The 14,940-nt window shown below is 52.8% G+C and carries 10 protein-coding genes, 2 tRNA genes and 2 pseudogenes; 10 read left to right on the forward strand and 4 right to left on the reverse strand.

All coding sequences use genetic code 11. The features are described from left to right. Window positions 1–453: 453 nt before the first annotated feature. From PN477_RS13210 to PN477_RS13220, 3 genes are read left to right on the forward strand one after another with little or no spacing between them, the layout of a single operon-like run. A complete protein-coding gene (locus PN477_RS13210; RefSeq protein WP_272119719.1) occupies window positions 454–2,763 on the forward strand; it encodes an ATP-binding protein in 2,310 nt (769 codons plus the stop codon). Continuing rightward, window positions 2,717–3,160: a response regulator gene (locus PN477_RS13215; RefSeq protein WP_272119720.1), complete on the forward strand. Its 444-nt coding sequence runs from the start codon at window positions 2,717–2,719 to the stop codon at window positions 3,158–3,160. The genes PN477_RS13210 and PN477_RS13215 overlap by 47 nt, the downstream gene beginning before the upstream one ends. After that, a complete protein-coding gene (locus PN477_RS13220; RefSeq protein WP_272119721.1) occupies window positions 3,121–5,190 on the forward strand; it encodes a hybrid sensor histidine kinase/response regulator in 2,070 nt (689 codons plus the stop codon). Before PN477_RS13215 ends, PN477_RS13220 begins: the two co-directional genes overlap by 40 nt. Here the strand turns inward: PN477_RS13220 and ureA are convergent. From ureA to PN477_RS13235, 3 genes are all read right to left on the reverse strand, one after another. Further along, a complete protein-coding gene (ureA, locus tag PN477_RS13225) occupies window positions 5,187–5,489 on the reverse strand; it encodes an urease subunit gamma (protein WP_272119722.1) in 303 nt (100 codons plus the stop codon). The two genes, PN477_RS13220 and ureA, sit on opposite strands and share 4 nt — an antisense overlap. A gap of 51 nt (window positions 5,490–5,540) precedes the next feature. Next, a complete protein-coding gene (gene map / locus PN477_RS13230) occupies window positions 5,541–6,311 on the reverse strand; it encodes a type I methionyl aminopeptidase (RefSeq protein ID WP_272119723.1) in 771 nt (256 codons plus the stop codon). Window positions 6,312–6,400: 89 nt separating this feature from the next. Further along, window positions 6,401–6,877, reverse strand: coding sequence for a hypothetical protein (locus PN477_RS13235; protein ID WP_272147333.1), 477 nt, complete (start codon window positions 6,875–6,877; stop codon window positions 6,401–6,403). Between the two features lie 167 nt (window positions 6,878–7,044). On the opposite strand from PN477_RS13235, the gene PN477_RS13240 reads away from it, so the two are divergent. After that, window positions 7,045–7,116 (forward strand) — tRNA-Asn (locus PN477_RS13240). 288 nt (window positions 7,117–7,404) lie between these two features. Here PN477_RS13240 and PN477_RS13245 read toward each other — a convergent pair. After that, on the reverse strand, window positions 7,405–8,628 hold the full coding sequence (locus PN477_RS13245; protein ID WP_272147335.1) for a glycosyltransferase family 4 protein: 1,224 nt from the start codon (window positions 8,626–8,628) through the stop codon (window positions 7,405–7,407). 499 nt (window positions 8,629–9,127) lie between these two features. Between PN477_RS13245 and PN477_RS13250 the strand changes: the two genes are divergently transcribed. The 6 genes and pseudogenes from PN477_RS13250 to PN477_RS13270 form a co-directional block, all read left to right on the forward strand. Beyond that, window positions 9,128–9,200: transfer RNA gene (locus tag PN477_RS13250), tRNA-Arg, on the forward strand. Between the two features lie 121 nt (window positions 9,201–9,321). Next, window positions 9,322–9,930, forward strand: coding sequence for an HD domain-containing protein (locus PN477_RS13255; RefSeq protein ID WP_272119726.1), 609 nt, complete (start codon window positions 9,322–9,324; stop codon window positions 9,928–9,930). Between the two features lie 211 nt (window positions 9,931–10,141). Next, window positions 10,142–12,748: a bifunctional aconitate hydratase 2/2-methylisocitrate dehydratase gene (gene acnB / locus PN477_RS13260; protein ID WP_272119727.1), complete on the forward strand. Its 2,607-nt coding sequence runs from the start codon at window positions 10,142–10,144 to the stop codon at window positions 12,746–12,748. 188 nt (window positions 12,749–12,936) lie between these two features. Beyond that, window positions 12,937–13,590: a tetratricopeptide repeat protein gene (locus PN477_RS13265; protein ID WP_272119728.1), complete on the forward strand. Its 654-nt coding sequence runs from the start codon at window positions 12,937–12,939 to the stop codon at window positions 13,588–13,590. An 89-nt stretch (window positions 13,591–13,679) separates the two neighbouring features. Continuing rightward, a pseudogene (locus tag PN477_RS20895) lies at window positions 13,680–13,886 on the forward strand (type II toxin-antitoxin system RelE/ParE family toxin); the annotation flags it as partial. Between the two features lie 212 nt (window positions 13,887–14,098). Then, window positions 14,099–14,812 (forward strand): annotated as a pseudogene (locus tag PN477_RS13270) (IS1634 family transposase); the annotation flags it as partial. Window positions 14,813–14,940: the final 128 nt, after the last annotated feature.

The following is a 14,940-nucleotide window of genomic DNA, read 5'->3' on the forward strand; positions in this document are numbered from 1 at the left end:
ACAATCGCTTTTGCTCCGAGTGATCTTGCAGCTTATGCAGCAAGGGGCATTGAGCGATTAAACCAAGGAAGTATGTTAGATCCGTGCTTCTTTAGATTTTGTGCTCTGCAATACCGTTACCCAGCAGATGGGGCCTGAGACAGCGATCGCCCCACGCTCCAACAGAAAACCACACATTTTTTTAGGACTGACTCAGCCTCACAATGATGAGTAAACATCAACAAATGTTGATTTTTGTATCTCAACACAATTGACACTCAAAATACCATAAAGTCTTGTTAAATTACATTGCATATTATTCGTAAATTCTCACTAAATTACAGATTCTTTTAAGCCCTGCTCTGAAGTCCGGTCAGGGGAATCCATTACGCTGAAGGGGGATAGATGCATAGGAATTGAAGCGATGGCATCTCAATTCCCCCCATTTATTATGTGCCGTATGGAGCAGGGATCATGACGAGTCTTACTTTTTCAGCCCAACAATACGATATTAGTCAACTCAAACAACCAACGATTCATACCCTGCCCCAGATTCAATCCCATGGCATGCTCTTGGTGCTGAGTGAACCGGATTTAACGATTCTGCAAGTGAGCCGTAATACGCAGCGGCTGTTGGGATTTGCCCCCGAAGATCTCCTGGGACAATGCCTAGAAACGCTCCTCGATGTGGTGCAGATGGAGAAAATTCAAGCGGGCTTACGGTCGGCAACCCTCGACCCCATTAATCCGAGCAAAATCTGGATTCGTCGCCAGGGGGATGAGTATGGCGTGTTTGATGCGGTGTTTTATCGCACGGCGGATGGCAGTTTGGTGATGGAATGCGAACCTGCGATCGCCCTCGAACAGATTCCCTTCCTCAGCTTCTATCACCTGGCGAAATCCTCGATCAATCGCATCACCACCACCACCAATCTCCACGATTTTTGTCACATCATTGTCCAAGAAGTCCGCAACCTCACGGACTTTGATCGGGTGATGCTCTATCGGTTCAATGACGATAACCACGGCGAAGTGTTGGCCGAGGCGAAAATTGAAGAACTAGATTCCTATTTAGGGCTGCATTTCCCGGAATCGGACATTCCCGCCCCGGCCCGCAAACTGTTTCTCTCGAACTGGATTCGGGCCATTCCCGATGTCACAGCGGAACCCGTACCCCTCTATCCTGCCCTCCATCCCGAAACCCAGCAGCCGACGGATCTCACCCTTTCGATTCTCCGCAGTCCCTTTTCCTGTCACATTGAGTATCTCAAAAACATGGGGGTGGGGGCATCGTTGACGATTTCTCTGATTAAGGATGATCGGCTGTGGGGCTTGATTGCCTGTCACCATCGCACCCCGAAACAGATTTCCTATGAACTGCGCAAGGCCTGTGAATTTTTAGGGCGGGTGATTTTTGCAGAACTGTCTACCCGTGAGGAGGAGGCGGATTATCGCTACCGGATTAAGCTGGCGCGGGTGCAGGCGGATCTAATCGAGGCGATGTCTGATGCCGATGATTTTATTGCGGGTTTGGTGAAAACGCCGACGCTGTTGCTGGATTTGGTGAAGGCGACGGGGGCGGCGATTTATTTTAATAATCAATGGACGCTGGTGGGGCAAACGCCGGCCCGGGAAGATTTGGAGGGGTTGGGGCAATGGTTGACGAAGGCGATCGCGGATGATGTGTTGGTCACGGATTCGCTGCCGTCGATCTATTTTGACGCGGAACGGTTTAAGGGCTTAGCCAGTGGCTTGTTGGCGATTCCGTTGGCCCAGCGCAGTTTTGTGATGTGGTTCCGCCCGGAAGTGCTGCAAACGGTGAATTGGGGGGGAAACCCTCAACAGGCGTACCATGTGGAGGAACACGAGGGCGAGGTGAAACTCTGTCCGCGTCAATCCTTTGAGTTGTGGAAAGAGACGGTAAAACTGACGGCGTTGCCCTGGCAGCAAGATGAGGTGCGGGCGGTGCTGGAATTGCGCAAAGCGATCGTCAATAATGTGCTGCGCCAAGCGGAAGAGTTGGCCCTGTTGGCGCAGGATTTGGAACGGTCGAATGCGGAACTGAAAAAGTTTGCCTATGTGGCCTCCCATGATTTACAAGAGCCGCTCAATCAGGTGGCGAACTATGTGCAGTTGTTGGAAATGCGCTATGACGAGGTGCTTGACCAAGATGCTAAGGATTTTATTAATTTTGCGGTGAATGGGGTGAGCTTGATGCAAACCTTGATTGATGATGTGTTGGCCTATTCCAAGGTGGATGCGCGGGGGATTGAGTGTGAGTCGGTGGAGGTGCAGGAGGCCATTGAGCGGGCGATCGCCAATGTCCGGAGCCGGATCGGGGCAACCCATGCCGAAATCACCTGGGATGATATGCCGGTGGTGATGGCAGACCCCACGCAACTGATGCAACTCTTTCAAAATCTGATCAGTAATGGGATTAAGTTCCGTTCACCGGATACAGTGCCGCAGATTCATGTGGGGGTAGAACGTCAGGACGATGTGTGGCTGTTCACGGTGCAGGATAACGGTATTGGCCTCGATGTGCAGTTTGCCGATCGCATCTTTGTGATTTTCCAGCGCCTGCACACTCGTGATGAATATGATGGTTCTGGGATTGGCCTGGCAATCTGTAAAAAGATTGTCGAAGGTCATCGGGGCCAAATTTGGGTAGAGTCTGAGCTTGGACAAGGCACTACATTTTATTTCACTCTGCCTGTGGAGGATCGCGATCGTCACCATGTCAACCGACGCAAAACGCAAAACTATTTTGTTAGTGGACGATAATCTTGGCGATATTCGCCTGATTCAAGAGGCGCTCAAAACGAGTACCCTTGACCTTGACATTGTCATTGCCCGCGATGGGGTCGAAGCGATCGCCCATCTGCGCGGTCTTGACGATTGCCCCATCGTATACCCGGATTTGATCTTGCTGGATCTCAACCTGCCCCGAAAAGACGGGCGGGAAGTTCTGGCTGAGATTAAAACTGATCCGGCCTTAAAACGCATTCCCGTTGTTGTACTGACGACATCACGCCATGAAGATGACATCATCAATAGCTATGATCTGCATGTCAACTGCTACATTTCCAAATCACGTAATTTGAGCCAATTATTCAAAATTGTGCGGGGGATCGAAGAATTTTGGTTAGAAACTACAACCTTACCCCCCAACATTCACTAAAGACGGGCCACGGTACGATTCTGCTCATTGAAGACAGCTTGGCCGATGCTCGCCTTCTCCAAGAAGTGTTGCGGGGCAGTCCCTTATCCAACAGTCGTTTTCTCCATGTGCAACGCCTCCAAGCCGCCACGACGCTCCTAGACCGGGCAGAACAAGAAGCGATCGCCGTCGTGCTCTTGGATCTCACCCTTCCGGATAGCTACGGCCTCGCCTCCTTGGATACGATCACCCACCATGCGCCCCAGTTGCCGATTGTGGTGTTGACCAACACCAACGATGATCAACTGGCACTGCAAGCGGTGCGCCACGGAGCCCAGGACTACCTGATTAAACGGCAGATTAACGCGGAAATGTTGAGCCGGGCGGTTCATTATGCGATCGAGCGCAAGCAAGCCGCCGAAGCTCTCCGGATCGCCAAAGAAACCCTAGAATTGCGGGTCAGCCAGCGTACAGCAGAATTAAAATCCGCCAATGAATCCCTCCAGCAGGAAGTGGCATGGCGGCAGCAAATTCAAGAGCGGCTCACCTTGGCGCAGCAGGTGGGCAAAATTGGCACGTTTGAATGGATTTTAGCCAGTGATCAGGTGTTGTGGACGGCGGAATTAGAGGCCCTGTATGGGGTACAGCCGGGAGAGTTTGGCGATCGCCACCACACCTGGCTCCAACGCATCTATCCCGAAGATCGCCCCCGTCTTCAACAGGCGATCGACCACACCCGCCAGCGTCATATTGGCCTCAATCTTGAATTTCGGATTCACTGGCCGGACAACAAACTCCATTGGATCGCCGTCACCAGCACCGTTTTTCCGGCCCGTGACGGCAAACCCCAACGCCTGATCGGCCTTCACATGGACATCACCGAAAAAAAGCAACTCGAAGCCCAGTTTCTCCGGGCCCAACGCCTCGAAAGCTTAGGCACATTAGCCAGCGGCATTGCCCATGATCTCAACAATATCCTCACCCCGATCCTCTCCGTCGCTCAACTTCTCCCCCTCAAACTGCCCAATCTCGATGCCCAAAATCTCAATCTTTTGAATATTCTGGAAACCAGTGCCCGCCGGGGGAGTGAGTTGATCAAGCAAATTTTGTCCTTTGCGCGGGGCATGGAAGATAAGCGGATTTGTCTGCAAGTGGGCCATCTGCTCACGGATATTCAGCAGATGATTCGTCAAACACTGCCTAAATCCATTGAAATCACGATGGATCTGGAGCGGGATTTATGGATGGTGAATGGGAATTTAACCCAGTTGCATCAGGTGTTGATGAATCTCTGTGTGAATGCCCGCGATGCGATGCCGTTGGGGGGCACGCTGCAAATGACGGCGATGAATTGGATCGTGGATGAGGGGTTAGCGCGGCAGCATTTTGATGCGATCGCGGGCCCCCATGTGCAAATCACCATTGCCGATACAGGCATGGGGATTGCCCCCGAACTCCTGCCGCGTATTTTTGATCCCTTCTTCACCACCAAAGAAATCGGCAAGGGAACCGGCCTCGGTCTTTCGGCGGTCTTGGGCATCATTAAAAGTCACGGGGGATTTATTGATGTTCACAGTGCCGTCCAAGGGGGCAGTACCTTTATTGTCTATCTCCCGGCCCATATTGCCCTTTCTGAGCAGTCCGAAGCGGCGGGTGCAGTGCCCGTGGGTAACCAGGAGTTAATTTTGGTGGTGGATGATGAAGAGGTGGTCTGTGATGTGATCAAAACGACCCTCGAAACCTATCACTATCGCGTCCTCACCGCCAACCACGGCCTCGCGGCGATCTCCCTGTATTCTGAGCATCACCGCAGCATCCAGGCGGTGGTGATGGACATCATGATGCCGATTATGGATGGGCCCGCGACGCTGCCTCTGTTGCAGCAGATTAACCCGGAGGTGATTGCGATCGCCACCAGTGGACTCAACTCCAACGAAGCCGCCCAAACTGCCAAACAACTAGGGTTTAAAGCCTTCCTCCCCAAACCGATCAACATTAACAATCTGCTCAATACCCTCCACAGTTGCCTCGTCCCCAGCCATGATCCTTAACGGATCGGATCATGCACCGTGACCAACTTCGTCCCGTCGGGAAAGGTCGCTTCCACTTGCACGTCCGGAATCATTTCCGCAATCCCGTCCATCACATCGGCACGGGTGAGGATGGACGTTCCTGCGGTCATCAGTTCCGCCACGCTGCGCCCTTCGCGGGCCCCTTCGAGGATCGCCGCCGTCAGATAGGCCACCGCTTCGGGGTAATTGAGCTTTAATCCCTTCGCTTTGCGCCGCTCGGCCAGGAGGGCCGCGGTGAAAATCAATAATTTATCTTTTTCCTGGGGGGTGAGTTGCATAGGGACGTTCTCGATAACTGGACTTCAACGGGTGGGTGGGAGGCCTGTGGCTTAATCATCAGCGGGGCGCGTTAGAATTTCAACCCCCGTTTCGAGGATTGCGATCGTATGTTCAAACTGCGCCGAGAGTTTGCGATCTTTCGTGAGTGCTGTCCAACCATCGGCCTGTACCTGCGCTTCCCACGTTCCTTCATTAATCATCGGCTCAATGGTGAACACCATGCCGGGGCGGAGTTTTTTCCCTTTGCCCCGCGTGCCATAGTGGGGAATTTGTGGGGCGGTATGGAAGACCCGATTTACGCCATGGCCGACAAAGTCCCGCACCACCGAAAATCCATGGGCTTCGGCATGTTCTTGAATGGCCGCGCCAATATCTCCCACTCGTCCACCGGGATGTACGGCTTCAATGCCGCGCTGCAAGCATTCGGCGGTCACTTCAACGAGTTGTTTGGCCAGGGGGGACGGTTCACCCACAAAGAAGGTGCGGGAGGTGTCTCCGTAGTAGCCGTCGAGAATGGGGGTGACATCAATGTTGATAATGTCGCCATCTTTGAGAATTTCAGTGGCGCTGGGAATGCCGTGGCAGATCACCTCGTTGATGCTGGTACAAATGGATTTCGGAAAGCCGTGATATCCCAGGGGGGCGCTGATGGCTCCATGGGCTTGGGTCCAGCGTTCCGCTTCATCATTTAGTTCAAGGGTGCTGATGCCGGGTTTGACCATCGGGGCGAGGTGGTCCAGGAGTTGGGCCGCTAGTTTGCCGGCTTCCCGCATTTTGGCAATTTCACGTTTGGAGAGTAAAACGATGCGATCGTTTCCCATAGACTCGTTTGAGCGGATTGCTAAAAGTGTTTCGTTCTTTATCGTGACAGATTGTGGAAATTCTGGGGACTGAATCTACTGCATGGGGTTTAGAGGTGTAAGTCCAGATGAACAATGTAACACCCTAACATCAAGTCACCCGACCAGAGTTCATATTCAATTTGGATGCGATCGGGTAGGGGATAGCCTGAGACGACGAGCCGCCGGGTGAAATTTCGTAACCGGATGGCGCTGTGTAGGTGGTCGGTTTCATCGTGGAGCCAGTACCGGGAGGTTCCGTAGACTCCGTTGGCCCAATGGTGACGATAACCTAGTTGACTCCGTCCCTGGAGGGTCATTAACACCCGTTGGGAGGAAAATTCAAACCAGAGGAGTCCGGCTTTTTGGGGGTCTGGGGCTGCGGTGAAGTCTTCGCCGGTGCGGGGAAAGACGGGGTGTTTGAGGAGAAGATGAAAACAATCGCGGTCTTTTTGATAGAGCGTTGCATAGGTGTCAAACGCTGACCAGAGGGGGAGATTGGTCGCCACGAAAGACAGCGAGACTGGACAGCGGTGGTGGGTCAACATAGAGGCAGAAGAGTCAAGGGTGCGGCTTTCCTTCACGATACCCTGCATTTTGAGGCAGCAAGGGCTTCGCAACGGAGGTGTTACAGGTCTTTGGGCAAATTAACAGAAAATAACTTGCGTTTTTTTGTTCAATCCCATACAATAGGTAACTGTCGCTGAAATTTCAATCCTCAGTAGCTCAGTGGTAGAGCGGTCGGCTGTTAACCGATTGGTCGTAGGTTCGAATCCTACCTGGGGAGTTTAAAGACCTAAAACGTAAATAAGAAAATTAAGGATCGCATTTAGCTTTTAATCCGATCTTAAGAGGCTGTTTGAAAAGTTAAACTCAGATCCAAACCATGAGCTTCACTCAATGGAAACAAGGGGCTTAAGCCCCTTGCCTTTCTATTAAAGACACTTTTTAAACAAGCTCTAAAGGGGTTGAAGCTAAATTCGGTGGTTTCGCCTTAACCTGTCTGTGGGAGGGGTAGGGATGCTGGCGCGATCGCACCGCCCGCCCCCCTCGCACTCTGATCGTCCATCCAGTTTTAATCTTGGGTGAGCACTTGCCAGTAGGCCTGGGCGATTTTGCTGGGGGTGTAGTGCTGGTCGAGGTAGTCCCGTCCGGATTGACCGAGGGTTTTGACGAGTTTAGGGCTTTGGGACAGTGTCCGAATGTAGTGGGCGAGTCCGGCGGCATCGCCACTTTCAAAGGCTTGGCCGCAGTGGGCTTCGTGGAGGATTTTGCGGAGGTAGGAGTGGGATTCGCAGATGGCGGCGACGGGGCGACCGGCGGCGAGGATGCCGTAGAGCTTGCTGGGGGCGACGAGGCCTTCGAGACCGGGGCTGATACTGACGAGGGAGAGGTCGCAGGCGGTGAGGGAGTAGGGGAGGATTTCTTTGTCTTGGTAGGGGAGGAAACGGCAGCGGGTCAGTTGCGATCGCGCCACTCGCTCCACACAAGCCCGCAGTTGTGCCCCCCGCCCAATGAACAGGAATTGAATCGGTTCATCCCGCAGTAACTCCGCCGCCCGTAAAATTGTGTCGAGGTCGTGGCAGCGTCCCAGGTTGCCGGAATATTGCACCGTGAAGGTATTCACACAGTCATAATGTTGCGCAAACCAATTGTGCGTTTTGTCCATGGGTACGATCAATTGAGGATCGGCCCAACTGGGGATGACGCTGATTTTGGCTTCGAGGTGGGGGGCTTTAGCCAAGACGCGATCGCGCATTGAAGAACTCAGCACAATAATCTGATCCGCCTGGTGCCAGATTTGCCGATTCAGCCAATTCCAGAACCGCACCAACCAATGGCGCGAAGACACCATGTTCAACGCCACCGCCACATCTGGATAGAGATCATACAGGAGGCAAATGTACCGCAGACCCAGCAGCCGATTCGCCAAATACCCCAACACCGGCAAATAGGGCGGCTCACTCGTCACCACCATCACATCTCGATGGCGAGCGACCCGGATCAGGTGCATGGCAGTGCGCATACAGAACAAGAGACCATTAATCGCTCGACCTCTAACCCGCAAGGGCCAAGCCCGTGAGGCCCGCGATCGCTGCACTTCCACCTGTTGATTCGCTTCTCGTTTGGGGGCAAACTCCCGATCAAAGGCGTAGCCCGGTTGCCCCGTAAATATACGCACATTTAGCCCCATCCGACTCAAATGCACCGCTAATTCTGCAATCAATTGCCCCGTGGCGGCATAGTCCGGCGGATAAAACTGAGTCACAATCAGCACACGGCGATAGGAACCCGCCACAAATGGAGAGGCGGACTGAGATGAGGAGGACGCGGGAGAGGCAGGGAATGAATTGGGTAGATGAGACTCGGTATGGTCTAGCATGCGATGATTAAACAGTCCAAGGGCTGGAAATTTTAGGATAGTTCATGGCGAGAAGGAATCTTGTTGGGATCACAGCAAAATCAGCATTAATTTCCTCAGCATCTCACCATTGGCAACAATCCTTCAGTCCGGCCGATCCTGTCTCACGTTAACCCACACAATCTTAAGTACAGATCAAGACTGGTCAGGATGCTCAAAAGTTGCCATCAATTCACCACGACTCCATTCACCCCTCGTGCGATCTTTGCTGTAGGTTAGCCATGGTGCTTCGCTCTCTCCTAGATAACCTACGGGTTTTCCATTCCACAAGGGAAAATTTACAGAGAGAGCCATGTGTGAATGCTAACGGTGTTCTCAGCAACGGTATTTCCAGAGTGGGCGATATGATGGTAGACTATAATTCCTAAACGATTAAGGGCGTGTAGCTCAGTGGATAGAGCACCAGATTCCGGTTCTGGGTGTCGGGAGTTCGACTCTCTCCACGCTCGCTTCAAGAATAGCAAGGTTAGAGTTCAGTGAGTTTGACCCACTGGCTCTTTTTTTTGGGGTCGAGGCTTGGGGGCCGGCGGCTCGTTAAGATAGGGGCTGTGTTGCTGGAGCATGGCTTGAATGATATCTTTATTGCCGGTGGGATTGGAGCCGCGCTTGATGGCTCAGGTGCGGTTTATTGTGGAGATCGATCGCCTCAAAACGGTGTTGCGACAAACGAAACTGGCGGATGGGTCGCGGCGGGAAAATAGTGCGGAACATTCGTGGCATTTGGCACTGATGGCGATCGCCCTCGCGGACTACGCGCCGCTGGGGGTGGATCTGCACCGGGCGATCGCGCTCTTGCTCGTTCATGATCTGGTGGAAATCGATGCGGGGGATACCTTTTGCTACGATGTGGCGGGCAATGCGGACAAGGCGGAGCGGGAGCAGCGGGCGGCCGATCGCATTTTTGGGCTGCTGCCGTCGGATCAAGGGCAGGATTACCGGGAACTGTGGGATGAGTTTGAGGCGGGGGAGACGGTGACGGCCCAGTTTGCGATCGCCCTGGATCGCCTCCAACCGTTTTTGCTCAATTTGGCCAACCACGGGGGAACCTGGCGGGAACACGGGATTGATGAGGCGCGGATTCGCGATCGCATGGCTCCGGTGGCGCGGGTATCGCCGGAATTGGGGGGGATGGTGGAAGCGGCGATCGCGCAATGTCGAGCAGCGGGGTGTATTCCTTAAGAGAAAAGGGCTGAATGAGTTTGTGCAACCCCTCACCCAACCCTCTCCCCCAGGAGAGGGCTTTGACGATCGCTGATTTTAAATTCCGGCAATTCTTGACATTTGCGATCGCCTCCATCGCCCCGACCGGCCAGAGAACGATTAAAGTGATCAGTGAGGATGGACTGTCCTCCATCGCTGTATTCACCCCATCTAGATTGAGGAGACCTTGATGCTTGAAGCCTATCGCAACCATGTGGCCGAACGCGCTGCTCTGGGCATTCCGCCCCTCCCCCTCACTGCCGCCCAAACCACAGACCTGTGCGAACTGCTGAAGAATCCGCCCGCTGCGGAAAAAGAAGAATTGTTGATGTTGCTGCGCGATCGCGTTCCCCCCGGTGTGGACGAAGCCGCCTATGTGAAAGCAGGATTTTTAACCGGCATTGCCAAAGGCGAGATCCCCTGTCCGCTCATTTCCAAACAAGGCGCGATCGATCTCCTCGGTACGATGGTGGGCGGGTATAACGTGCAATCCCTGGTGGATCTGTTGAAATCGCGTGATCAAGAAGTGGCATCGACGGCAGCGATCGCCCTCAGCAAAACCACCCTCGTTTTCGATGCCTTCAACGACGTACTCAAACTCTCCGAAGTCAACCCCCACGCCAAACAAGTCATCGACGCTTGGGCCGAAGGCGACTGGTTCATCAGCAAACCCAAACTCCCGGAAACCATCACCGTCACAGTCTTCAAAGTCCCCGGCGAAACCAACACCGACGACCTTTCCCCCGCCCCCCACGCCACCACCCGCCCCGACATCCCCCTCCACGCCACCGTCATGCTGGAATCGCGGATGCCCGACGGCCTCGCCACCATTGCCCAACTCAAAGAACAGGGCCACCCCATCGCCTACGTCGGTGATGTCGTCGGCACAGGGTCAAGCCGAAAATCCGCCGCCAACTCCCTGCTCTGGCACATCGGCAACGACATCCCCTTCATCCCCAACAAGCGATCGGGCGGTGTTGTCCTCGGCGGTAAAATCGCCCCGATCTTCTTCAACACCTGCGAAGACTCCGGCGCACTCCCCATTGAATGCGACGTGAACGCCCTCAACACCGGCGACGTGATCACCATTCACCCCTACGCCGGCAAAATCACCAACGCAGCCGGCGACACCATCTCCACCTTTGAACTCAAACCCGAAACCATCGTTGATGAAGTCCGGGCTGGCGGTCGGATTCCCCTGCTCATCGGTCGCAGCCTCACGGACAAAACCCGCGAAGCCCTCGGCCTCCCCCTCAGTGACCTGTTCACCCGCCCCACCCTCCCCGACGACACCGGCAACGGCTTCACCCTCGCCCAAAAAATGGTCGGCAAAGCCTGCGGTCTCCCCGGCATTCGTCCCGGCACATCCTGCGAACCGCTGATGACCACCGTGGGTTCCCAAGATACCACCGGCCCCATGACCCGCGACGAACTCAAAGAACTCGCCTGTCTGGGCTTCTCCGCTGACCTCACCCTGCAAACCTTCTGCCACACTGCCGCCTATCCCAAACCCGTCGATATCACCACCCACAAAAACCTCCCCGACTTCTTCGCCACTCGTGGCGGCGTGGCCCTGCGACCCGGCGACGGCATCATTCACTCCTGGCTGAATCGGATGCTCCTCCCCGACACCGTCGGCACCGGGGGCGATTCCCACACCCGCTTCCCCTTGGGCATTTCGTTCCCGGCAGGTTCTGGCCTCGTGGCCTTCGCCGCCGCCTTAGGGGTGATGCCCCTGGATATGCCGGAATCGGTGTTGGTGAAATTTAGCGGCGAACTGCAACCCGGCGTGACCCTGCGGGATATCGTCAACGCGATTCCCTGGGTCGCCATGCAACAGGGCAAACTCACCGCTGGCAAAGGCGACAAAATCAACGTCTTCAACGGTCGAATCATGGAAATGGAAGGGTTGCCCGATCTCAAAGTTGAGCAAGCCTTTGAACTCACCGATGCGACAGCGGAACGCTCCTGCGCGGGTTCGACGATCAAGCTCAGTGAAGCAACGGTGGCGGAATATCTGCGATCGAATGTGGCCCTGTTGAAAAACATGGTGGCGCGGGGTTATCAAGACCCGAAAACCCTAATGCGCCGCGTGGCAAAAATGGAGCAATGGCTCGCCAATCCGGAACTGATGTCCGCTGATGCCGATGCGGACTATGTGGACACCATTGAGGTCAATCTCAACGAGATTAAAGAACCGATCGTGGCGGCTCCCAATGACCCGGATAATGTCAAACTGATGTCCGAATGCGCGGGCGACACGATTCATGAAGTGTTTATCGGCTCCTGCATGACCAATATCGGCCACTATCGCGCCGCTGCGAAAATCCTGGAAGGGGCGGGCCCGGTCAAGGGCCGGCTTTGGATTTGTCCGCCAACGCGCATGGATGAAAAGCAACTGCGCGAGGAAGGGGTTTACGGGGTCTTTGCTGCGGCGGGGGCACGGACGGAAATGCCCGGTTGTTCGCTCTGCATGGGCAACCAAGCCCGCGTTGAAGATGGCGTGACGGTGTTTTCGACTTCGACCCGGAATTTCAATAACCGCATGGGTAAGGGGGCGCAAGTGTATCTGGGTTCGGCGGAGTTGGCGGCGGTTTGTGCGCTGCTGGGTAAGATTCCGACGGTGGCGGAATATTTAGCGATCGTGACGGAAAAACTCGACCCCTTCGCGGACGAACTCTATCGCTATCTCAATTTCGACCAAATCGCCGATTTTGAGGACGAAGGCCGCGTCATCCCCCTCGACCAAATGCCCAAAATCGAGGACATTCTAGGAATGCCCGCCGCTGTGAAGTAGCACGCATTCTGAACACTCGATCCAACTAAACAAAACAGGGTGGGCATTGCCCGCCCTGCTTTGTTGCTAAGGTATTCTATACAGTCCACATTTACTATGTTTTTTGATGTTTGACTAAATTAACTACAATCAATAATTGCTACAATCTAGACATAGTAAAGTGCACACCATTATTGTGGTCTAAAGTAATGAAAATCAATAATTATGTCAAGGTTATTTGCGTATTTGTACTGGTAAATTTCGGCTTATTAGGATGTAGTCAATGGCAGCAACAACGAATGTACAAGCAAGAAATTTTACAAATCACAAAAGAAATCAAAACCAGCCCCAATTTGCCAGAACTATATTATCAACGTAGTTATTTGTACTACTTTTCTGGACAAAATAAAAAAGCACTCAAGGATTTAAATCGAGCGATAGAGGTTAGTCCTGACGCTCCCCAATATCTAGATTCTCGTATTGATCTTGCCCTCCGTTTGGAGCAGTATGAACTTGTGATTAAAGATACAACACATTGGATTCAAACCACAGGATCAAATAGTAATGCATTCATTTCTCTCATATACAATATGAGAGGTATTGCGTATCGAAACTCTGGAAATAATGAAGCTGCCCTTGCCGATTTCAATCACTCAATCCATCTAAATCCTAATCCTCGTGCTGATTTAAAAAGTATGCCTAATGCTGATGCTTATTTTAATCGAGGCGTACTCTATAAAGATTTGGGGAATTATCCTCAAGCCAAGGCTGATTTAAGTGCTGCTTTGCAAGGATATTGCAATGAGGAAGAGTTAACAGTTGAATGTGAAGCAGCTCAAAAAGAACTAGATGGTTTAAACTGAATATTTAGGGGGGGGTGACAGTGGTAAAGTAAGAAATATCCATTAGGAAAATTCTCAAGGTATTCTAATTGTTGATATCACTGCCACAGAAAGTGGATACCTTAAATGATTCTAAGTACGCTAATATGAAAGAGTTGGGATTTGAGTTTAATCGTGGGGTGTAGCGAGTTTCTTTTGCTTTCGATTCGTGACGAAAAGCGATTTTACTGATCGCAGGTGATAAATCTGGTCAATCAGAACGCAATTTTTATCGTCGCCTTATTAAAATTGCCGATATCCGATTTGTCAGCATCTGAACAAAAGACAAAGGCGGCGGTGAGGCTGTCGGAGGGAAGGAAGTGTGGTCGAGGTGGTAGGCGCGTTCTTCGGTGAGGATTTGTTCGTAGAGGTAGCGGGTGGCGCGATCGCACCGCCTTCCATTGAACCGACATTCCGCAGGTTGACAAAAAATAAAAAAGGTGTGGTGGTTTAAGGTAGAAAGCACCCCCTAGAGACAGAGAAAAGTACCGTGGAGATAGACCATCTGGGCTTAGTAGCAGGAGTCATCGACGAGCTAGGGCTAGTGGAACTGACGGATGAAATCATCGAACCCCACAGCCTAGAGCAAGTGAGTGGAGGACAAGTGCTCAAAGCGATGATCTTGAACGCTTTGGGGTTTGTGAGTGCGCCATTGTACCTATTCAGCGAGTTCTTTGAAAGCAAAGCGGTATCACACCTACTGGGGGAGGGAGTAGAAGCAAAGCACCTCAACGATGACCGGCTGGGTCGTGTACTCGATGAGCTATACGCAGCAGGAACAACAGCATTTTTCCTCAAGGCGGCAATGCAAGCAGTGAGAAGATTTAAGGTGAGAATCGAGCAGAGGCACTTGGATGCGACATCAATGTCAGTGACAGGAGAGTATGAGGGGAAAGAGGAATCAGAGACAGAAGAGACATCTTCCTCAGAGCCGAAAGGGATTCGACTGGGCCGAGGGTACTCAAGAGACCATCGACCGGACTTGAAACAGTGTGTGATGACATTGATGTGTAGCGCCGATGGGGGAGTACCGCTGTGGTTGAAGGTAGCGAGCGGGAACGCCCAAGACAATCAGGAGTTTGCCCAAGTGATGAAGGAGTTTGGGGAGCAATGGACAAGCGAGGGATTGTGTGTGATGGATGCGGCATTCTACACGGAGCCGAATCTGAGAGAAGTGGGAAGAATGGGGTGGTTATCAAAAATTTTGGGTTTAAAACCCCGTCCTTCTAGGACGGCTTTAATGGACTAGAATTGGAATGGCGATAACCAAGCCACCAAAACCGAACCTTGAAAACCAAAGTTAGCGGGTTCCAAGTTGAAGAAGACCACCAA

This window comes from Spirulina subsalsa CS-330 (assembly GCF_028330765.1).
Lineage (GTDB): Bacteria > Cyanobacteriota > Cyanobacteriia > Cyanobacteriales > Spirulinaceae > Spirulina > Spirulina subsalsa_A.